Origin of the sequence: Sutcliffiella horikoshii, from assembly GCF_021991925.1 — a bacterium.
In the GTDB taxonomy this organism is placed as follows: Bacteria; Bacillota; Bacilli; order Bacillales; family Bacillaceae_I; genus Sutcliffiella_A; species Sutcliffiella_A horikoshii_F.
The window spans coordinates 1-18,568 of sequence record NZ_RXZI01000006.1 but is presented as its reverse complement, the minus strand read 5'-3'; the positions used below and the strand labels follow the sequence as shown (position 1 = coordinate 18,568).

Below are 18,568 nucleotides of genomic sequence, written 5' to 3'. Positions count from 1 at the left end.
CTCCTTATAACCATTGTGTCACAGACTTCATTAATCCTTCTCCCACACTAAATCTTCCCTATCCTCTAACTCTTTGAGTGTCTTTAAATGATCCTTCTCGGTCACGATTTTGTAGTCATTTATATAGTCTTTTCCTACTGTAATATGGATCGTACCTGTTTCCATCAAATTATCCTTAGGATTAGATATCAGCAAATCAAGTACATAATCTGCCCCGCCTGGGTCCTTGTCATATTCCCTTTTCAAATCAAGACCTGATAAGTCTTTCAATATCTCACGAATCGTCTCCTCTTCTTCAATCAGAATGCTTTCCTTAAATGTATAGGTACCTCTCTCCAATTCAACCTTTCTTATCTTCAGATGTCTTATCACACTATCCTCCCGAACTTCGTTAAATACCGCAACATCAGACGTATCGGACCTTATTTGGTCAAACAAGAAGTACCCTCCTCCTAACACCACCAAAGTAACAAAGAGTGGTCCAAACCTATTTCTTCTAAACATTAGCCTAACTGAACCGGCTAATAATGCTCCAATCACCACTAAACTAATAAGAAACTTTAACGTAAGAACACTGTCAACCATCCAAACTCCCCCTTTTTCCTTTTTCTATTAATCTATAACAAATTTAACATAAAATTACATATTATTCTCGGTGATGTTAACATGATATTGCCAATAGCAAGGAATGAGAGTAAAATAAATCCTAATCAAACTAACAAGGAAAGTGATTATGATGGATAAACGCCTTTACATAATTATAGCTATCTTTATTCTTTCTTTTCCTTGTTTGGCCTATGGAGAAATCGCACACTCTTTTCCTTTATCCGGGGATACAATATCCTCTCATGGCGACATGCATATTGAACCGGCTATACAGGCTCCTAATACAAACGGCTGGCAAAAAAATAAGGACATTTCTTTTGAATCATCTCTTGCTATTACAATAGACATTCATCATTTCCCATACAAGCATTCATTCAATCGAGACGTCCTGGCAATAGCTCGCCTATTTCTTACACCTTACTTTTATGAAGGTGGTTACCTCTCCTTTACAGTGATTTAGATAATGGTTGGATACTAACTCACAGAGAAGAGGAAAGATGATGAATCAGAAAACAGAGTTTCAAAAATCCATGGAAACTTATGCATTTTTAATCGCTATGACAGGGTTGTTCCTTTTGTCGATTGTTATGGCAGCCATGGTAACCGACCAAAATTTATTTTCAATGTTACCGAAATTTTCTTGGGATATGGTAAATAGCCTGGATGAAATTTTAAAAAGGTAAAAACAACAAAGGTCGACTTGCTGAGGGGATCCTCCCCGAACAAGTCGACCTTTTTTATCGATGCTGATCAATTAAGATAGGATTGCCATCTGGATCTTCTATTGTAAGGCTCGCCGGTCCTTTAGTTGATTCATCTGCTTCTGTCAGGATTTTGATTCCTTTTTCCTTAAGGTTCTTTTGAAGCACTCTGACATCTGTAAATTCATCTAAGTTCTCTGCATGTTGATTCCATCCTGGATTAAAGGTCAAAATATTTTTCTCAAACATGTCTTGGAAAAGCCCGATAACACAACTTTCATTCTTCATAATCAACCAATGTTGGCTGATTTCCCCTCCCAATACTTCAAACCCGAGACACTCATAGAATTCTTTTGATTTATGGATGTCTTTAACCGTTAAACTGACTGAAAATGCGCCTAGTTTCATCGTTCCTCCCCCTGGATAGGAATAACCTAGCCTTTTTAAGTTTTCTCCTTACTATTATATCAACTTTATCAAAATAGAAAGTAGAGAATTTTCATTCTATTTATTTTATAATAATCTTTAAGGAGATTTAAATTAAATCTTACATATGAAGCAGTACAAAAAGGGGATAAATGATGAATAGTATTTTCAAGGAAAATCTCGAAAAATATGCAGACGCTAGGGAGTATGATCGTATTCATGAAAACTTTTTAGTAGATTTGCCACTAATTCTTGAATGGGCACCGGAGAGTGGTCCTATCATTGAGTTGGCATGTGGAACGGGAAGATTGACTATCCCACTGGCTGAAAATGGGCATGAAATGATTGGTGTGGATATCCATAAAGGGATGCTAAATCAGGCGAAGTCCAAGGCTATTGATAAAAATTTATCCATTCAATGGTTCTTACAGGATTGCACTAAGTTATCAATGGAACAATCCACTAAGTTCATGTTCATGAGTGGAAACTCCTTTCAACATTTCTTGACCAATGAGGTACAAGACGCACTTTTTCAATCCGTTCATCATCACTTACAAGATGAAGGAATATTCATTTTTGATACAAGAAATCCGATTATGGATGAGTTATCAAAGGTAGATGAGTATGAAGAACATTTTAAGCACTCTAATGGTATGCAGGTGGCCGAGTACCATAAAGAAACGTACGAGCCCATGACACAGATCCTTCACTGCGAGACAGAAAGAAGATTTTTTAATGGGCCAAAGATAGAATTCATCGAGAAAGATAAAATTTCATTACGTTATGTTTTCCCATTGGAGATGAGACGGCTCTTAAATGAACATGGATTCAATGTGTTGCATGAATACGGAGACTGGAATAAAATTTCATTAACCTCAAAAAGTCCTCAAATGGTCTATGTTTGCCAAAAGAAAGGGAGTAGTTAAAATGTGACTACCCCTTTCCATTTAAGTCCTTCTGATCTACATTGAATTCAATCAAATTATTGGAAGGATCCATACAAAAGATTTGTGCAAAGCCGCTTTTGCTATGCGGTTTTTCCACTATTTCAATGCCTTTACCTTGTAAGAATTCCACCGTCTGATAATAATCGTCCACTCTGATGGCAAAATGGCCATCTCTACTGTCAATTTTATTTTCGCCCCTCAGGGTTTCTGCTTGTTTATTTTGAATTAAATGAAGCTGCGAATTCCCTACCTGATACCATGCTCCAGGAAAATCAAAATCTGGTCTTTCTAACTCAGGTAAGCCTAAAAGTGTTCCATAAAAGTGTTTTGCTTCCTTCACATCTTTTACGGCTAGGCTCACATGATGCATGTCCGATATTTTCATAATTGGTTACATCCCCTTACTAAAATTAATATTGCTAGTATATCACTGATGATAAACTTATTTATCTTTTACCTATCGAAAAACCTTCAAAGAACTTACCACCATGTGGTTCCATAATCTCCTCTACGACGTGAGTAATTAGCTCCCATCATATAACACCTCTTTCTCCAAATCATATCATAAAAAAACGTTCATTTTTATAAAATTACAGCTTAACATCCCACTCCCATTTCCCTTCTGGCTTATCCAAATGATAAACTATGGTATATATATCCTTTTGGAGGTTTTACGGTGAAACAGCTAAAACGCATTTTAATCGTTATGGGCATCTTACTTTCCTATATTTTGTTTGTCGGAATTTTTTTCACCAATAAAGTAATGTACATTCGTAAAAAAACAAACGAAGAAATTCTACAGCGTGAAAAGCTACTGGGGCACTTTAAAGAAGATGTTTATACAAAGCTTCCTAAACGTGAACTTACCATCCCCTCTCCCCTTGGCTACAATATTTACGGGGAAATGTTTGATGTACCAGGCTCTACTCGTTATATGATTTTCAGTCATGGTGTCACACAGAACACCCTCAATTCGATTAAATACATGAACATTTTCCTTGAAAGAGGCTGGAATGTCGTTTTATATGATCATCGTAGACACGGAAAGTCCGGTGGCAAGACAACGAGCTATGGATTTTATGAAAAGCATGATTTAAAAGCCGTTGTCGATTGGGTTCGCGAACATGCTGTAAGTGAAGCAACCATTGGGATTCATGGCGAATCCATGGGTGCTGCCACATTGCTGATGTATGCTGGCGGATTGGAGGATGGTGCTGACTTCTATATCGCTGATTGTCCTTTTTCAGATCTTGAAGAACAGTTGACCTATCGCTTGAAAGCGGATTTCAAAATTCCAAAGCAGCTTATCATGCCAATCGCCAATACTTTTTTACGCATAAGGGATAAGTACTCCATTCGAGATGTCTCACCAATCAACGTTATTGAAAACATCGAGAATCCAGTGTTATTTATTCACAGTGAGCCTGACGACTTTATTCCGATCATGATGACTCAGCAACTTTTCGAAAAGAAAAAAGGAAAAAAGCAGCTATATGTCGCTAGAAACGGTATGCATGCGATGAGCTATACTGAAAATCGCGAGGAATATGAAAAGGCAATTGATGAATTTTTGCAGGAAATTGGATTTGGCGGGAAAGAGTAATACTTTAAGGAGCAATCATATTAGTGGTTGTTCTTTTTTTATTGTAGGGCAATTTTATTGGGCATGATTCGGCTTGGCTTGGAGATTTTAATGTAATTTCACCAAATCTAAAAGGAATAAGAGGTTTTGAGCGTATGTTATTATGGTTCGGACAAGCCACTCCTTTGTTCGGACATTCTAGCTCTGATTATTAGGGTGGTTCGGTCAAATGACTCTTCTATTCGGACAACAATGTTAGGTCGTTCGGTCAAACACTGGAAAACTTCGGTCAAATTCCCCAAAATTTCAGTCAACTTTCGAGAATCTTCGGTCATAAATCAAAAATCTTCGGACATTTAAAAGAACGATCATTTAAGCAAAAACCTAGACCCCAATTTTCCTTAAGAATATTTTCCTATCATTAAATGAAATATAAGGATAGTGGCAACTTAAAAGGAGTGAGAAGAATGGATGAGCAAATAAAGGAATTGAACGCCTTTTTAGAAGGCGAGTTCATGGGCATTCATGCATATGAACATTTTATTAAAAACACACAGGATGAAGCAATTAAGAAAGATCTACAAACGATCCAGCAGAACCATAAGATGCACGCCATATTTGTAGCAGAAAGAATTCAAAACCTTGGTGGCGAAGCTGTCGATGATGTAGGCCTTATCGGAGCTTTTCAGGAGAGGGTTCAGCAGGTAAAGGGTTATCCCAAGGAATCTCGCGCGATTATTGAAGGGGCGATACATGGAGAAGAACTTGGTTCTGATATGATGGCGGAATTTGTAAAAGGTGATTTGGATTCGGAGAGTAGAAATATGGTCCAATCCATACTGAATGAGCATAAGCAGCATATAGAACTTTTGAAGAAACATTTGCGGTAAATTTAGAAGTTGGACGGTTTACGGCCGTCCACTTTATTTTTGTACCTAACCCCTATAAAGTCTACTATAATAAAAGAAACATAGAGACAAAGGAGAATTGGCATGCTGGAATATTTCACCGTTACTATCACCCCATTTCAATCAGAACGAAGAGTGAGCGTTCTCTTACCAAAAGGATATGAAACAACGGACAAGCATTATCCTGTTTTATATATGCATGATGGACAAAATCTGTTTATCGACAGCGAAGCAAGCTTTGGTGTAAGTTGGGGGATCAAAGAGTATTTAGAGCAGCAGTCAGACCTTGAAATCATTGTGGTTGGTATTGACTGCAACCATGAAGGTTTTGAGCGTTTTAATGAATATGCCCCCTGGGAAAACAGAGAGTTGGGACAAAGTCTTTTCAATGATGAGAACCTTACAGGGGGTAAAGGGAAAGAGTATATTGATTTTCTAACTTTTGAATTAAAGCCTTTGATCGATGAAAGATATCGCACCTTAGCCGATGAGTCAGCAATGGCAGGTAGTTCCATGGGTGGATTGATCTCTACTTATGCGGCATGTAAATACCCGCATATTTTTAAACGAGTTGCTTCTTTATCTTCTGCCTACTGGATTAATCAGTCTGAAATAGAGACATACATAAAAGAGTGTGATATGAGTGAAGTCGAACGTTTATATATGGATGTCGGTACAAAAGAAGATACTTCTTTTATTAACCATCAAATCTATATCGACTCTAGTCAAAGTGTATATAATTTATTGGTGAAGAAAGTTGGTAAAGTACGCTTTGATGTGGTGGAAGATGCAGTTCATAATGAGGCTGCATGGCGTGAGCGGCTCCCTGCTATGTTTGAGTTCCTATATAAGTAAATGGGAAAGGACTCGCGATGAACGAGTCCTTTTCCCCCTTATTTCTTAAAACGTTTCATATGTTACAACTTCATCTAATGGGAATCGTAATGTCCCGTGGGCTTCCGCGGCTGCTTTACCAACAGATATCAGCATTATGGGTACATAACGCTCTGGGATATTAAATTCTTTCCTGAATGCCACTTTATCGAATCCACCCATTGGTACAGAATCATAGCCCTTTTCTTTTGCTGCAAGCATTAATTGCATAGAAGCTAACGATGCGTTCATAACTGCTTCATCACGGGCAAACTGATCGTTTGTATAAGCCCCATGAATTTGATTCGTTAGAATTTCTTTTACCTCAGGAGTCATGAATCCTTTCTTCACCACTTCTCCATACACTCTTTCCGCATTTTGGTTAGCTTCAAGATCACCTAATATGGCAATAGTGACAGAGCTGTCCACCACTTGCTGTTGGTTGTAGGCAATAGGTAAAAGCTTCTCTTTCTGGCTATCAGATTGAATCACAAGGAACTTCCAATGTTGCAGGTTCCAAGAAGATGGTGCAGTGATGGTTGCCTCTAAGATATCTTGCAGATCGTTTTGAGGCATATCATATCGGGTATATTTACGTACAGAATGACGTTCTTTCATTGTTTCGATTGCTGCTTTAGTAGTTGTATTATTCATGAAGAAATCTCTCCTTCTTCTTGTTGAATTTATTTACTAATCATTTTTAACACACAGATATCTCAATGTCAAAATATATACTTTCGAGATAATTGGAAGTTTCATGTATCATTTGAAAGTTATGGAATGACCACTTATAGATTATTTTCCCCTTTAGAATAGAAAAAACTCCATTCTGATAATACAGAATGGAGTTACCAAATTATTTTAAAACCGCAATGACATATAAACAACCTTCCATCCCTGCTAATGAACCGTGGACTGTTTCTTTTGGTAAATAGATTCGGTCCCCTTCTTGACAGGTAATGAGCTCTCCTCCTACTTCCATAGAGACACTCCCACTCAGAATATGTAAGACCTCATTTGTAGGATGAGTATGGGCAGGATGGGCTTTGAACGGCTCATCTTTCTGGACTTCCACATACCCTGTTCCCTTAGTAGGTAATAATTCCATTGTTACTTTTTCAAGGCTTCCCCCTACCCCGCGTTCTACTCTAAATTCTTTAAAATCTGAAGGGAACGCATAAGCAACCTTTGACGTATTGTTTTTCTCCTTCTCCAACGAAGCATGAAATGGGCATTTTGACGTCTCCATTTTATTATCATCCATCAAGAAATACTGCCTCCATTCTCTTGTTTCCGTTTTTCCGTACCAGTTAAGTGAAGGGTGAGCAGGAACCTTATCATACACTTCTATACGATCCCTGACCGTTTTTTGAAACATCTTCCCGATTTGCGTATCTCCGTTTATGCCATCAAACACCCATCTTGGTTGGAATGTGATCATAAAGGTCGTCGCTTTCCTACTCGCCCGCTTTTCATGTACTGGCGTATTGCAAACAACGAACATTGGTTCATCGTGAAAAGAAAATTCCCATAGATAATGTTCTGGATCAGCAGGTATGTCATCCGGCCATTCTTTATCATCCAACTGATGGAGGTGTTGAAGGATATTCCAGAATTGCTTTTCATACTCTTCTAATGTTTTCTTCTCTTCTGGCTTAAAGAATGCAACAAACGATGTATTTTTTCCGAGTTTTCTCGCCTCTTCTAAGTACAATTTCAAGGTATCCGCCAAATTCTCCATTGCAGTGGGACTTGTCGGACTTTCAATGAAAGCAAAACGTAGCGATCCCTGTTTAAACCCTTCTACCCCAAATATACAAGGAAACGGACGAGTTTCAGACAACATATCCTTTGAAAATTCCGAGAAGACAGCTCTCCCCCATGGAGGAATATTCTTAAGTGAGTAAAGTGTTTCCATATCTAATTGCTGCACCCATTCTCCCCCTTTAGTTAAGCAAAGTACTATTTATAAATACGAACAAATCTGCCCATCTATGCATGAAACTGATTTGCCAAAGCATATAATTTTATGGACAAGACTTGGCCTTAGGAGCAAATGACAATGGAACTATTATGGACAATTCTTCAGTTTATGGTACTTGGTATAAGCTTGGCTGCTCCTATTGGGCCGATCAATCTAGAAATGATAAAGCGCGGTATTTCCTCTGGCTTTTATTCCTCCTGGTTAGTAGGATTAGGTGGGATGAGTGCTGATATTTTGTTTTTACTCAGTATCTTACTTGGTATGGAACCATATCTCCAGATAATATGGGTAGAAATATGCATGTACGGAGTCGGTGGAACTATATTGTTATACTTGGGGATAACCACTATCTATGGCTCATTTACAAGAAGGATGAATCTTGACCTTGGACAACCCATTCAAAGAAATTCATTCATTGTAGGATTCAGCATCGCTGCCTTTAACCCCATCAATTTTGTTTTCTGGTTCGGTATTTTTGGTTCCTCCCTCCACTCTCTTTCCGAGAAGAGTTGGATATTTGGACTAGTAGGGTGTATGTCATTGATACTCGGGATTTTCCTATGGAACTTGAATATCGCCTTTACTGTTCACTTTGCCCGCGCGTTCATCAAAGAAAAGATCCTTAAAACCGTTAATTTTGGGGCAGGGGTATTGTTAACATTTTCTGCTTTCCCATTTTTGTCAAAGTTTCTGAATCTCATTTTATAAGTACAGCGGATAACCTTGATTTTAAGGATATTGCTTTTTGGGGGGATTGATTTATGGATTTGGATACAAGTCGGTATTACTACTTTGACGAGCTCAGGCCCTTAACGGAAAAAAGAGAAATTTGTCTGCCTGTTTGCTGCCTACATAAAGGGGTTCTACCTTTCCGAGGTGAACTTCTACATATTGTAGCTTATGTTCTACACTTTAGTGCCGATCTTCTACATTTCCCAGATTTTCTTCTGCATTTCCCAAGTCAACTTAGACAACCATAAAAAAACACTCCCCGCTCTAAGTGTTAAAAGCGGTAGAGTGTGCAAATACAAATAAACATCATGTTGAATATACAAAAAGTTAGTCTCTATTCCTAAAATGACTGGAAATCAACCTGATTTGCCCCCGATGGTTCAATTCATCCTCAAAGACATGAAACCAACGGAAATAGTTGTTGGCATCATGATTAGGACCAAATGGAAACTCTTCGTCCAACCAACTGTCTTCTTTTTTCTTTAGTTGGGACTTTGTTTGCTCCCTGACTTTGGCCAACTTTTGAATATAGAAGGAAGCATTGTTCCCTTTTGATTCATGGATTGCTTTCTCACCTAGTGTCAATCCAGCCTCCAACCTCTCCATCTCTTTCTCTGTGGGCTCTCTTTCATCAAAGGTAAGTATTTGATAAACTTCTTCCACGCATGCGATATGTAATAAAAGGCTGCCTATTGAATTTCCCTGTGCATTTATTCTATAGTCTAATTCTTCCACCGATAAATGCTGAATAGCCTCAATGGTTGTCATTCTTGCATACTCCATCATAGCCAAAAGCCTACCGATCTCATGGTTATATCCTACAGTGGCTTCCAATATAAACGTTTTATCCCTTATTGTAGACATGTAAAGCCCCCTTTTAGATTAAAATCAAAACCTTCCTCTTATTTCTAAAATTCATAATTCCTTCACCATAAAAACACAATTAGGATCTTCTTCGTAATCGGCAAATGGCTTACAATAATCAAATCCAAAACTTTTATACAGTTTTTGCGCAGGATAAAACGCCTCCATTGAACCTGTTTCAAGATACAAATTCTGATAGCCTCGTTCTTTCCCTGCTTGAATAATGGATTGTAGAACCAGTGCCCCAATACCCTTTCTTAAATGAAGCGACGAAGACCTCATGGATTTCACCTCACCACTTTTGGCATCCAACTCCTTAAGAGCTCCACAACCAACCACTTCATCGCCTTCCCACACACTCCAAAAAGTAACATCAGGTTTTCTCAAAGCATCAAGGTCTAAATAATGGTTGCTTTCTGGTGGAGAAAGCAGGTTTAAATTTCTCATGTGCTCCTCTACAAACTTTATGACGGCTGGATGTGTAACATCATCAATCATGATTTTCACTTAGCATCTCTCCTCTTTGCTGTTTATTACAAAATTAGTCAGCTGACATTGAATGTTACTTATTCATCTTTTTCCTTACCTTTTTTAATTGTACAACCATGTATATGTTAAAAAACATGGATGCAAAAAGAAACGTGTAGAGCATTTCTTCCATCCCCATCGCTCCAAAAAGTAGAGAAAAAAGGACTACTAAAATAGCAAGAATAATTCCATTAAACATTAAATTCCCTCCTCTATGATGGAAACAGCATGGTTTGGAAACTTTATTGCAATGCACGCTCCTGAAGAGAAAATCACTCAAAAGATAGTGTGCAAGGATCGACAGATAGAAATTCTTCATATAACCAATTATCCTTATCACGATTCATTACAGATTTCTCGTTAGAATAGTTTTCATGATGATACTTAAAAAAGGACACATCATGAAATAATAGAAAATTTTTACTCAAACCATCGTCATTACTTAAGGATAGCTTTACATCCATTTTCCTCAAACATTTATGCTTTATTTCAAAGCTTATTAATTGGAAATCATGAAACCCCCACCCGCTAAAATGTGAATAGACCTCTCGTTGCATCCTATCAACCAAAGCTTTATAAGATAATCTATAATCTTCTAAATTATGATTCCACTGGCTCTGAATTTTCTCTTCTTCTTTATGACTTAAATTTTGATCGTTTAGAGCAAGAAATAATTCATATGTAAAATATCTCACTTTCTCTTCCCCTTTGCCTCTCTGACCGATATCTAATTTTAGCATTAAATTCCAATAACTGACTACAAAAAAATGAATCCAAAAAGGATTCATCTCAGACTGTTGACAAACTATAAATTAGTTAGGTTATCTGTTGGAAGAGTTGATCTTCGTTGCAGGAGCTTCGCTTTCCGCGGGCGGTCCGGAAGCCTCCTCGGGCTACGCCCTGCGGGGTCTTCCAAGTCCCTTCCTCCCGCAGGAGTCTCCGCTCCTTCCACTTAGATCAACTAGAGATTTCTATCATTTTTGGACTTTGTCTACACACTGAAATGAACCCAAAAAGGATTCATCTTATACTTTCTTTACAAATTCCGTCTTCAACTGCATTGCACCAAAGCCCTCAATTTTACATTCAATATCATGATCCCCATCCACTAGGCGGATATTTTTTACCTTTGTTCCCTGTTTCACAACAGAAGAACTGCCTTTTACTTTTAAGTCTTTTATGACAGTTACCGTATCTCCATCAATAAGGACATTGCCATTTGCATCCTTGTACACTTTCTCTTCCTCTACACTCTCCGCACCTGGTGTCCATTCAAATGCACATTCTGGACATACCAGTAAGTTTCCATCTTCATATGTATATTCAGAATTACATGTTGGACAGTTTGGTAATGATGACATGTACCCACTTCCTCCATTTACACTATATTTTCAACAATTTTTAGCATAGCATAGTTTATTCCTAAAATTAATCATACATTTTTTCCCTTAATTACTAAATTACATGATATAATTCTTTCAAATTCATATCCGGGGTGAAGCTATGATACTTGAAAACCAGATATCAGAAGTCAAGGTATTTCCTACTAATTTAATGAAACAAAAAGAAACCACTACAAAACTTGCCATCATCTTACCTGGAGCAGGTTATACTTCCCAAGGGCCGTTGCTTCACTTTTCTTCAGGGCACTACTTCAACCAGGGCTTCGATGTACTTCAAATCAATTACCGATTTAGCGAAGCGGAACTTGATCCTTTTGATTCGGAAGGGTTTTGCAAAAATGTTTTACATACATTGAATGAGTCTTTGAAAGAAACACACTATGATCAATTTGTAATAGTGGCCAAATCAATTGGCACCATTGCATTGACCAAGTTGGTGAAACATCCAAACTTTTTGAACGCTTCCGCCATTTGGCTTACTCCGTTATTACATCGTGATGAGGTGTATCAAGCGATGTTACAGAATGATAAGAATGCCCTATGTATCATTGGCGATAAAGATTTCTGCTATCGGGAAGAGCGATTTGCAAACCTAGAAGCTAATACAGCTTTAAACACTCTACTGATTCCTAACGGAGATCACAGCCTTGAAAATAAAGAAGATGTGTTAGGTTCCATTGACATGTTAAAGGAAGTCATAGAGAACATTATCCAATTCCCCTATTAAATTACTACAGTACAAGGTCACTCTTGTACTGTTTTTTCATGAGCAAATGGTAAGTATTATTGACACTATGTTAATTATACTTTACATTAAGTATATAAAAGTTAACAAAAAGGAGAAGTATATGCTTTGTAATCGGGTGAAGGAATTAAGGGCTCGACACGGTTTTTCCCAGTCTGATTTGGGCAGTTTAGTCGGCGTAACTAGGCAAACAATCGGTTTTATTGAAAAAGGGGAATTCTCGCCGTCCATCGCTTTATCTTTGAGGCTTGCCAAGCATCTGAAGGTAAAGGTAGATGAGTTATTTTGGTTAGAAGGAGAGGATGACGAAAATGAAGGATGATTTACGGATTCAACTTCCACTTTGGACCATCGCATTTTGCATTCTATTGATGCCACTGACATTTAGTCTAGTAGGGTTGTTTGATTTAATGATTCATCATGTTGATGCTTTTTTCGTTGTAAAAGGCACAGTGACTTCCTTTAATTGGGGTTTAATTTCCATCCAATTGTTTATAGTTAGTATCTTGTTACTTTTATCTTTCTATATTGCATTTTATCGCAGATATAGAAAACACAATGAGTACAACCCTAGAGAAAAACTGTACCTATTTCTTTTTTACCGGCCAGGTGAGTTATTGGAAGATGATGAAATGCTTCAACAAGTATCCAAAAATGCCACAAAAAAAGTCTACATACTTTATGCAAATGCACTTCCGTTGCTCGCATTTTTGATGGTATTCCCTCTTCATCGTTTTGTTTTTATTATGGGGATCTTGCTTGTCATTATATTTCAGAATCTTATATTTTACAGTGAAATCCACCAATTCTTCTCTGGCAATTATTCATTCGGCAGTAAAGGTAAAAATACTGACAATGACCTTTCCAAAGCGAATAAGAGCATTGTTCAGGGAACTGCGATTGTCAGTCTCATCATTGTCTTATTATCTGTCGGTAGACTTGCTCATATACAATACCACTCTCAAAGCATCCCAACCCAGATGGAAGCATGTATGGAAGAGGGAGGAACTGCTGTCATAGAAAAAAGCAGCTTGTGGAGCCTGACGAAATTCACATGCAAATAGGGCATTGCGCGAAGCAATGCCCTTTTGGGTTAACTTATGATTGAATCTAGTAATTTCGCCAATCCCTGGATTCCCCGATGAAACTGAAAGGAACCTGCCACAATAATACAAGACATACCAATTCCACTTGTTAATCCCGTAAAGGATCGGAGAAAATTATTACTCACCCTCCAGCCTCGTAGTTGTGTATATCCGTCCATCACCATCGGAATGTTCAAAAGAATACCTATTACTAGCATCTTTAAAAAGGAAACATCGGCTGCTAGCCAAAATAATGGGCCAACAGCAAAATAACCAAGCAAGATCGACATGCACCTGAAGCACATAGGGAATTGCTTGCCACCTATGACAAGGGATCGTTCTTTTTTTCTATGACAAGGGAAAAAACGTAGGGTGATCAAAGCATGAACATACTCATTCATTTACTTTCCCCCTTAATTAAATGGATTGCAGTCACAATCTGTGCAGTCCAGCCCATTTGATTTCCCTGAAGATGAACTTTCTGAAGATCTTGGAAGTGGAATATGACAATAGAAACAATCCCATATCCCACCACTTGTATCTTTTGTCTTCCTATCCCGTTTCTTCATATAGTAATGGATGCTTGCAAACAATCCAATCACACTTAAAATAAGAAAAACGATGCTAGCAACGAGCTCAGACGTTGAACTCGAGACAATGATTCCATAAATACTGCCTATGGAAGTGATACTTAACAAAGCCCATAATATAAAAATCATATGCAACCCTCTTTTTGTTGTTAGTTGATTGATAAATACCCTTTCCTACACTCCTTACAATTCTTTCCTCAACATGAAAATCCTGCTTACACTTGTCGAATATGTATCTTTTTTCCTATTATTTTGTGAAAATCTCCACGTCCATCCGCTCATTTTAAGAGAATCTATTCTGAAAGCGTTCCCTTTTCCGATAGAATAGATGGGGAGATATCTCCTATTTATATACAAAAAGGAGTGTTGAAATGAAAAGGTTGGTGGTCCTATTGTTAGTAGCTTTACTAGTTATACCAGTATCAGTTAATGCAGGTACGATTGGCGGAAAAGACAATCCTGGTGGTGTACCCGGCCAATGGTATGTGGGTGATACACCAAGTAACGTCGATCCAAACAAACCGGTTCTTGTATTTGTTCACGGAATCAACAGTTCATCAAAGACTTGGTGGGAAAACAATAATATGTACCAGACAGCCCTGAGCAATGGATATGAAACGGCATTCATTGATGTTCATCCAGATAAGAATATGTGGGATAACGGAGCCATCATCAACAATCGGATACGCGATATAGCCAACCACTTTAACCAAAAGAAGATTGTGATTGTTGCACACAGTAAAGGCGGCATTGATTCTCAGAACGCTCTTGTTCATTATGGAGCGCACCCTTATGTATCTAACCTCATCACTTTATCCACTCCTCATTATGGTTCACAGCTTGCAGACCTTGCTTATAGTGGCTGGGCAAGCTGGCTTTCAGGCATTTTAGGAAGTAAAAATGATGCAACCTACTCACTTCAAACCGGTTATATGAACAGCTACAGACCTCAAATGGATAATCATACAAACCGGAATCGGAATAAAATCTATACACTCGCCGGAACCAGCTGGGGCAGCTTTGGATCTTCCCTTTACTGGGGTGGCCTATATTTAAGCTCGTATGGATCCAATGATGGTGCCGTCACCGTCAGCAACTCCCGCCTAAACTATAGTACAGAAGTAAGAGTAAGCAACTGGAACCATACGACGGTACGGGAAGGCGGTACATTCCAATACTTCCGTCCATATTTGACGATTACACAAACAGCCGGCATTGCACTTGGCGAAGCTGCAGCAACAATCGAACCTGTGGAACAGGATCCAATCCATATAAGTGCGCTTCATCGTGGTGGTCAATTCCAGAACGAAGTGCAACAAACCTTCACAGTTGAAGAGAATGTACAAAAAATTGACCTAGATTGGTTGAGCGACAAGCAAACGAAAGACATTCAAGTGATAAGTCCTTCCGGGAAGGTGTACTCAACCTTTGTTCATTCCATCGATCAGGAAATTTTTAAAGGCGGACACCACCACACTTTCCAAATTACGGCACCTGAACAAGGACAATGGACCGTAAAGGCCAAAAAGGATAAAGCCGCTTACTTGATGACAGTTGGATACCATACCGACTTAAATGAGGAAGTGGTCTTGGAAGATACCACATTCGAATTAAAAAATAAAGGACAAAAAGTGAAAAATATGAATGTGGATGTCAAAATCAATAAAGATGGAAAGGCTAAAGCCGACTTTGGGATGAAAGTTGCCAATAAAGGTAAGGTTGACCTAGACTTTAAAGAAGAAGGTGTCTACACCATCACTCTCGATGTGAAAGGAACCACGAAAAACGGGAATCCGTTTGAACGAACGATTGTGAAATCTGTTTATGTAGATAAAAACGGAAATAGATACTGATTTCAAGAAAGTGCTCACCCTTGAGGGATGAGCACTTTTGTTAATCTAATTGTATTTTTCTATTAAAACGGATTAGGGAATATCCTATTAGCAAACTCGCAGTAATCAGTTGTGAAAACATAAATGCTTTTGCCCCTGCAGTAGGAGACCCTATTAGAAATGTTGCACCAATCAATAGTAAAATTCCTAATGATATTACAAACATATTCACGAATCTTTCCTGCCTAATTAATTGTTGGCCTAAAGCGACTAACATGTACATGAAACTTACTAGCATAATGATGGGAAAGAGCGGTTTAAACTTAATGGAATATACAAAGTAGTCTAGTTGTGATATGTTTCCCCTTTCCACTTCCCCATTGTTCATCCATGAAGTGATAATTGCTGTGTGCTTCCATTCAAAAGTGTCATCTATCAACCCGCTCCCCTCATACCATGCAGCGAATGTTGCGATGAAGAAAAACAAAAATGCCAGACCGAATGGAATAGTTTTCTTCAAACTCATTTATATCCCCCTTCTATATACCTTCTATGAACTAAACGATTCTATAAGCAAAAAGGTTTTAATCGTCCGTTTATTTATTTTTACAATAGGGAACTACTACAACATTGAGGAGGTTCACCTATGAAAAAAACAATCATCTATGCTGCCGCCTTAATGGTCGTTGCTCTTATTGGGGCAGGTTTCTATAATGGCTATCAGGACAATAAGGAAACAACTGATTCAGATCAATCTTCGAAAACGATGGTCACACTTGGAGACTCATTGACATATGGAGTTGGTGACAAGTCTGGTGAAGGTTACGTAGAAAATTTAGAGAAACTGATTCAGGAAGAGAAAGGCGCGAATGTAACAGTGAAAAACTACGGAATCCCCGGACAAGAATCGGACGGTGTAGTAAAGCAAGTGAAGCTTACCAACATTCAAAAGGACATTCGCACCGCCGATTATATCATCCTCTTTATCGGAACCAATGATTTAATTCAAAGCAATGGCGGCGACTTAAAAGGAATCAATGAAGAAAAAATCAAAGAAGGCGCTGTGGTATACGAGAAGAATATACAAGAAATTCTTAAGAACATTCGCCATGAAAATCAAGATGCTCCGATATTATTTCTCGGATTATACAATTCCTATCCAGATTCTGCAGACCATGAAAATATCATTGTGGAGTGGAATGCAAATAGCCAAGAGGTTGTGGATGAGTATAAACGGATTAAATTTATTTCCACCAATGACCTTTTCAAGGAAAAGTCAAAGGAGTATTTCAGTGACTCCTTGCATCCGAATGAAAAGGGATATGAATTGATAACCAAAAAGATAGTGAATGAATATGATTTTTAGGATAAAAACGCTCAGGATATTGAGCGTTTTTTCTTGGTAACGGACGGGCTGTCCTTAATTACTTAACTCAAAGTGTTCTTCCTTAAGTTGAATTAAGGTTAAATCTACGTTACGCTCCATAATCTCTAGTGCCAAACTTTCCACTCCGAATATTTCCGTAAAGGTGTGGCTTCCAACAAGTAGATTTACACCTACAAACTGCGCATATTGAATGGTATATAAACTTACCTCTCCAGTTATGTATGTATCACAGCCCTGATCAAAGGCAAATTTTATATGATCAGTTGAATGACCTGCACCAGTCAATACACCGACTTTCTTTACCTTGTTCTTATGGTTTTTCCACGCTCTTACAGGCTCGTTCAGTTCAATTTTCATTTTTTTTAGAAGGTCTTCAAAACTTTTAGCTTCGTTAAACTCACCTATTCCAGGCACACTATAGTTCTTATACTCGGAAAAACGTATGATGTTATCAATACCTATTTTATTCATCAATGAAGTGCACGTCCCGAATTCAATATAATCAAGGGGGCCATGTATCCAGAAGTGGCTGATGTTATACTCTTTTAATCTCTTTATACATTCATCTTTCAATCCATAAATAAAATCCCAAGCGTCATGATGGGTTAGGATTAAATCAACTTGTGCTGTTTTTGCCTGTTCTATTACTTCAATTGAAAGGTTCGTTGAATATCCAATCGTCTTTATTATGTTATTGGAAGTGTTGTTAAAACCGTAATCATCATTAAATTCCTCCATTAAATTTCCAGGAAAAAGCTTATTAATAATAGTTTTAAATTGTGTGATATTCATAATTTCCTCCCAAACACTTTCGGGTGTTACCTACTACACCTTCCAATTATTTCAAATTACAATCATTAACTCGATACTTAATTCCCGATTAAGGGCAAACCCACCTTTCAATAGCTCTTGCATTATGCAATGAATGATTGAATAGATTGCTCGGATTACAGCTATATCACTTCAAAACAATGAAGCAGGTTAAAGTATTAACCTGCCAGACTGTTGACAAGCCTAAAATTGTTTAATTTCTAGTTATTTTTGTAATCTAATTTAAGGCGCTTGATTTTCGCAACCGGCTTCACTTATCCAGAGGGCAACCTTGAGCCACTTTCACTTCAAGAGGTCTAATAATGATGGCTTCCACCTCGAAATGGTTTTCGATAAATTCGATGATGACAATTTTCACAGAAATTCACCCTCGAGATTGTTCTCATACCACCGATGATGACAATCTCATCCGAAATTCACCCTCAAGATTGTCTTCATACACCCGATGATGACAATCTCATCCGAAATTCACCCTCAAGATTGTCTTCATACACCCGATGATGACAATCTCATCCGAAATTCACCCTCAAGATTGTCTTCATAC

26 protein-coding genes are annotated in these 18,568 nt (G+C 38.0%); 12 read left to right on the top strand and 14 right to left on the bottom strand.

The features are described from left to right. Positions 1-30: 30 nt before the first annotated feature. Positions 31-438, bottom strand: coding sequence for a hypothetical protein (locus EKQ44_RS15040; protein WP_237664371.1), 408 nt, complete (start codon positions 436-438; stop codon positions 31-33). A gap of 295 nt (positions 439-733) precedes the next feature. Here EKQ44_RS15040 and EKQ44_RS15035 point away from each other — a divergent pair, with 295 nt between their 5' ends. After that, positions 734-1,066 (top strand): hypothetical protein, encoded by a 333-nt coding sequence (locus EKQ44_RS15035; RefSeq protein ID WP_237664370.1) that lies wholly within the window; start codon positions 734-736, stop codon positions 1,064-1,066. Between the two features lie 37 nt (positions 1,067-1,103). Next, positions 1,104-1,289: a hypothetical protein gene (locus EKQ44_RS15030; RefSeq protein WP_237664369.1), complete on the top strand. Its 186-nt coding sequence runs from the start codon at positions 1,104-1,106 to the stop codon at positions 1,287-1,289. Between the two features lie 54 nt (positions 1,290-1,343). Here EKQ44_RS15030 and EKQ44_RS15025 read toward each other — a convergent pair whose 3' ends face one another. After that, the gene (locus tag EKQ44_RS15025; RefSeq protein ID WP_237664368.1) at positions 1,344-1,715 is read right to left on the bottom strand and encodes a VOC family protein; all 372 of its coding nucleotides are present in this window, start codon (positions 1,713-1,715) and stop codon (positions 1,344-1,346) included. 170 nt (positions 1,716-1,885) lie between these two features. Between EKQ44_RS15025 and EKQ44_RS15020 the strand changes: the two genes are divergently transcribed. After that, on the top strand, positions 1,886-2,659 hold the full coding sequence (locus tag EKQ44_RS15020; RefSeq protein WP_237664367.1) for a class I SAM-dependent methyltransferase: 774 nt from the start codon (positions 1,886-1,888) through the stop codon (positions 2,657-2,659). Positions 2,660-2,666: 7 nt separating this feature from the next. On the opposite strand, the gene EKQ44_RS15015 is transcribed toward EKQ44_RS15020, so the two are convergent. Then, positions 2,667-3,065 carry a VOC family protein gene (locus tag EKQ44_RS15015; RefSeq protein ID WP_237664366.1) on the bottom strand — a complete coding sequence of 133 codons (399 nt, stop codon included), beginning with the start codon at positions 3,063-3,065 and terminating at the stop codon, positions 2,667-2,669. A gap of 321 nt (positions 3,066-3,386) precedes the next feature. On the opposite strand from EKQ44_RS15015, the gene EKQ44_RS15010 reads away from it, so the two are divergent. The 3 genes from EKQ44_RS15010 to EKQ44_RS15000 all read left to right on the top strand — a co-directional run bounded on the left by EKQ44_RS15010 (position 3,387) and on the right by EKQ44_RS15000 (position 6,025). Continuing rightward, positions 3,387-4,283, top strand: a complete 897-nt coding sequence (locus EKQ44_RS15010; protein WP_237664585.1) for an alpha/beta hydrolase — start codon at positions 3,387-3,389, stop codon at positions 4,281-4,283. A 446-nt stretch (positions 4,284-4,729) separates the two neighbouring features. Further along, a complete protein-coding gene (locus EKQ44_RS15005; protein ID WP_237664365.1) occupies positions 4,730-5,152 on the top strand; it encodes a ferritin-like domain-containing protein in 423 nt (140 codons plus the stop codon). A 102-nt stretch (positions 5,153-5,254) separates the two neighbouring features. Beyond that, on the top strand, positions 5,255-6,025 hold the full coding sequence (locus EKQ44_RS15000; protein WP_237664364.1) for an alpha/beta hydrolase: 771 nt from the start codon (positions 5,255-5,257) through the stop codon (positions 6,023-6,025). Positions 6,026-6,070: 45 nt separating this feature from the next. Here EKQ44_RS15000 and EKQ44_RS14995 read toward each other — a convergent pair whose 3' ends face one another. Together EKQ44_RS14995 and EKQ44_RS14990 are read right to left on the bottom strand one after the other, a co-directional pair. Continuing rightward, a complete protein-coding gene (locus tag EKQ44_RS14995) occupies positions 6,071-6,697 on the bottom strand; it encodes a nitroreductase family protein (protein ID WP_237664363.1) in 627 nt (208 codons plus the stop codon). Between the two features lie 202 nt (positions 6,698-6,899). Next, a complete protein-coding gene (locus EKQ44_RS14990) occupies positions 6,900-7,976 on the bottom strand; it encodes a YqcI/YcgG family protein (RefSeq protein ID WP_237664362.1) in 1,077 nt (358 codons plus the stop codon). Positions 7,977-8,105: 129 nt separating this feature from the next. On the opposite strand from EKQ44_RS14990, the gene EKQ44_RS14985 reads away from it, so the two are divergent. Further along, entirely contained in the window at positions 8,106-8,735 is a 630-nt protein-coding gene (locus tag EKQ44_RS14985; protein WP_237664361.1) for a LysE family translocator, read from the top strand. Between the two features lie 351 nt (positions 8,736-9,086). On the opposite strand, the gene EKQ44_RS14980 is transcribed toward EKQ44_RS14985, so the two are convergent. The 5 genes from EKQ44_RS14980 to EKQ44_RS14960 form a co-directional block, all read right to left on the bottom strand. Continuing rightward, entirely contained in the window at positions 9,087-9,623 is a 537-nt protein-coding gene (locus EKQ44_RS14980) for a DinB family protein (protein ID WP_237664360.1), read from the bottom strand. Positions 9,624-9,674: 51 nt separating this feature from the next. Beyond that, positions 9,675-10,121 (bottom strand): GNAT family N-acetyltransferase, encoded by a 447-nt coding sequence (locus tag EKQ44_RS14975; protein ID WP_269151691.1) that lies wholly within the window; start codon positions 10,119-10,121, stop codon positions 9,675-9,677. A 64-nt stretch (positions 10,122-10,185) separates the two neighbouring features. Continuing rightward, on the bottom strand, positions 10,186-10,350 hold the full coding sequence (locus EKQ44_RS14970; RefSeq protein ID WP_237664358.1) for a hypothetical protein: 165 nt from the start codon (positions 10,348-10,350) through the stop codon (positions 10,186-10,188). Between the two features lie 73 nt (positions 10,351-10,423). Further along, positions 10,424-10,846 (bottom strand): hypothetical protein, encoded by a 423-nt coding sequence (locus EKQ44_RS14965; RefSeq protein WP_237664357.1) that lies wholly within the window; start codon positions 10,844-10,846, stop codon positions 10,424-10,426. Positions 10,847-11,176: 330 nt separating this feature from the next. After that, entirely contained in the window at positions 11,177-11,512 is a 336-nt protein-coding gene (locus EKQ44_RS14960; protein ID WP_237664356.1) for a zinc ribbon domain-containing protein YjdM, read from the bottom strand. 142 nt (positions 11,513-11,654) lie between these two features. On the opposite strand from EKQ44_RS14960, the gene EKQ44_RS14955 reads away from it, so the two are divergent. The 3 genes from EKQ44_RS14955 (at position 11,655) to EKQ44_RS14945 (ending at position 13,363) form a co-directional block, all read left to right on the top strand. Further along, a complete protein-coding gene (locus EKQ44_RS14955; protein WP_237664355.1) occupies positions 11,655-12,281 on the top strand; it encodes an alpha/beta hydrolase in 627 nt (208 codons plus the stop codon). A gap of 121 nt (positions 12,282-12,402) precedes the next feature. Then, the gene (locus tag EKQ44_RS14950) at positions 12,403-12,621 is read left to right on the top strand and encodes a helix-turn-helix transcriptional regulator (RefSeq protein WP_237664354.1); all 219 of its coding nucleotides are present in this window, start codon (positions 12,403-12,405) and stop codon (positions 12,619-12,621) included. Continuing rightward, on the top strand, positions 12,602-13,363 hold the full coding sequence (locus tag EKQ44_RS14945; protein WP_237664353.1) for a hypothetical protein: 762 nt from the start codon (positions 12,602-12,604) through the stop codon (positions 13,361-13,363). The genes EKQ44_RS14950 and EKQ44_RS14945 overlap by 20 nt, the downstream gene beginning before the upstream one ends. Positions 13,364-13,392: 29 nt before the next feature. On the opposite strand, the gene EKQ44_RS14940 is transcribed toward EKQ44_RS14945, so the two are convergent. Both EKQ44_RS14940 and EKQ44_RS14935 read right to left on the bottom strand, forming a co-directional pair. Further along, entirely contained in the window at positions 13,393-13,785 is a 393-nt protein-coding gene (locus EKQ44_RS14940) for a DUF2085 domain-containing protein (protein WP_237664352.1), read from the bottom strand. A 12-nt stretch (positions 13,786-13,797) separates the two neighbouring features. Further along, a complete protein-coding gene (locus EKQ44_RS14935) occupies positions 13,798-14,103 on the bottom strand; it encodes a hypothetical protein (protein WP_237664351.1) in 306 nt (101 codons plus the stop codon). 242 nt (positions 14,104-14,345) lie between these two features. On the opposite strand from EKQ44_RS14935, the gene EKQ44_RS14930 reads away from it, so the two are divergent. Beyond that, positions 14,346-15,827, top strand: coding sequence for an esterase/lipase family protein (locus tag EKQ44_RS14930; protein ID WP_237664350.1), 1,482 nt, complete (start codon positions 14,346-14,348; stop codon positions 15,825-15,827). A gap of 40 nt (positions 15,828-15,867) precedes the next feature. On the opposite strand, the gene EKQ44_RS14925 is transcribed toward EKQ44_RS14930, so the two are convergent. Continuing rightward, the gene (locus EKQ44_RS14925) at positions 15,868-16,332 is read right to left on the bottom strand and encodes a DUF4306 domain-containing protein (RefSeq protein WP_237664349.1); all 465 of its coding nucleotides are present in this window, start codon (positions 16,330-16,332) and stop codon (positions 15,868-15,870) included. Between the two features lie 120 nt (positions 16,333-16,452). Here EKQ44_RS14925 and EKQ44_RS14920 point away from each other — a divergent pair, with 120 nt between their 5' ends. Continuing rightward, the gene (locus EKQ44_RS14920; RefSeq protein WP_237664348.1) at positions 16,453-17,172 is read left to right on the top strand and encodes a DUF459 domain-containing protein; all 720 of its coding nucleotides are present in this window, start codon (positions 16,453-16,455) and stop codon (positions 17,170-17,172) included. Between the two features lie 54 nt (positions 17,173-17,226). On the opposite strand, the gene EKQ44_RS14915 is transcribed toward EKQ44_RS14920, so the two are convergent. After that, entirely contained in the window at positions 17,227-17,985 is a 759-nt protein-coding gene (locus EKQ44_RS14915) for a Nif3-like dinuclear metal center hexameric protein (RefSeq protein ID WP_237664347.1), read from the bottom strand. Between the last annotated feature and the right edge of the window lie 583 nt (positions 17,986-18,568).

Excerpts from the sequence above, each read along its gene's own strand:
- EKQ44_RS15035 (WP_237664370.1), top strand. The coding sequence starts at position 734 with ATGATGGATAAACGCCTTTACATAATTATAGCTATCTTTATTCTTTCT.
- EKQ44_RS15030 (WP_237664369.1), top strand. The coding sequence starts at position 1,104 with ATGATGAATCAGAAAACAGAGTTTCAAAAATCCATGGAAACTTATGCA.
- EKQ44_RS15025 (WP_237664368.1), bottom strand. The coding sequence starts at position 1,715 with ATGAAACTAGGCGCATTTTCAGTCAGTTTAACGGTTAAAGACATCCAT.
- EKQ44_RS15020 (WP_237664367.1), top strand. The coding sequence starts at position 1,886 with ATGATGAATAGTATTTTCAAGGAAAATCTCGAAAAATATGCAGACGCT.
- EKQ44_RS15015 (WP_237664366.1), bottom strand. The coding sequence starts at position 3,065 with ATGAAAATATCGGACATGCATCATGTGAGCCTAGCCGTAAAAGATGTG.
- EKQ44_RS15010 (WP_237664585.1), top strand. The coding sequence starts at position 3,387 with ATGGGCATCTTACTTTCCTATATTTTGTTTGTCGGAATTTTTTTCACC.
- EKQ44_RS15005 (WP_237664365.1), top strand. The coding sequence starts at position 4,730 with ATGGATGAGCAAATAAAGGAATTGAACGCCTTTTTAGAAGGCGAGTTC.
- EKQ44_RS15000 (WP_237664364.1), top strand. The coding sequence starts at position 5,255 with ATGCTGGAATATTTCACCGTTACTATCACCCCATTTCAATCAGAACGA.
- EKQ44_RS14995 (WP_237664363.1), bottom strand. The coding sequence starts at position 6,697 with ATGAATAATACAACTACTAAAGCAGCAATCGAAACAATGAAAGAACGT.
- EKQ44_RS14985 (WP_237664361.1), top strand. The coding sequence starts at position 8,106 with ATGGAACTATTATGGACAATTCTTCAGTTTATGGTACTTGGTATAAGC.
- EKQ44_RS14980 (WP_237664360.1), bottom strand. The coding sequence starts at position 9,623 with ATGTCTACAATAAGGGATAAAACGTTTATATTGGAAGCCACTGTAGGA.
- EKQ44_RS14975 (WP_269151691.1), bottom strand. The coding sequence starts at position 10,121 with ATGATTGATGATGTTACACATCCAGCCGTCATAAAGTTTGTAGAGGAG.
- EKQ44_RS14970 (WP_237664358.1), bottom strand. The coding sequence starts at position 10,350 with ATGTTTAATGGAATTATTCTTGCTATTTTAGTAGTCCTTTTTTCTCTA.
- EKQ44_RS14960 (WP_237664356.1), bottom strand. The coding sequence starts at position 11,512 with ATGTCATCATTACCAAACTGTCCAACATGTAATTCTGAATATACATAT.
- EKQ44_RS14955 (WP_237664355.1), top strand. The coding sequence starts at position 11,655 with ATGATACTTGAAAACCAGATATCAGAAGTCAAGGTATTTCCTACTAAT.
- EKQ44_RS14950 (WP_237664354.1), top strand. The coding sequence starts at position 12,403 with ATGCTTTGTAATCGGGTGAAGGAATTAAGGGCTCGACACGGTTTTTCC.
- EKQ44_RS14945 (WP_237664353.1), top strand. The coding sequence starts at position 12,602 with ATGACGAAAATGAAGGATGATTTACGGATTCAACTTCCACTTTGGACC.
- EKQ44_RS14940 (WP_237664352.1), bottom strand. The coding sequence starts at position 13,785 with ATGAATGAGTATGTTCATGCTTTGATCACCCTACGTTTTTTCCCTTGT.
- EKQ44_RS14935 (WP_237664351.1), bottom strand. The coding sequence starts at position 14,103 with ATGATTTTTATATTATGGGCTTTGTTAAGTATCACTTCCATAGGCAGT.
- EKQ44_RS14930 (WP_237664350.1), top strand. The coding sequence starts at position 14,346 with ATGAAAAGGTTGGTGGTCCTATTGTTAGTAGCTTTACTAGTTATACCA.
- EKQ44_RS14925 (WP_237664349.1), bottom strand. The coding sequence starts at position 16,332 with ATGAGTTTGAAGAAAACTATTCCATTCGGTCTGGCATTTTTGTTTTTC.
- EKQ44_RS14920 (WP_237664348.1), top strand. The coding sequence starts at position 16,453 with ATGAAAAAAACAATCATCTATGCTGCCGCCTTAATGGTCGTTGCTCTT.
- EKQ44_RS14915 (WP_237664347.1), bottom strand. The coding sequence starts at position 17,985 with ATGAATATCACACAATTTAAAACTATTATTAATAAGCTTTTTCCTGGA.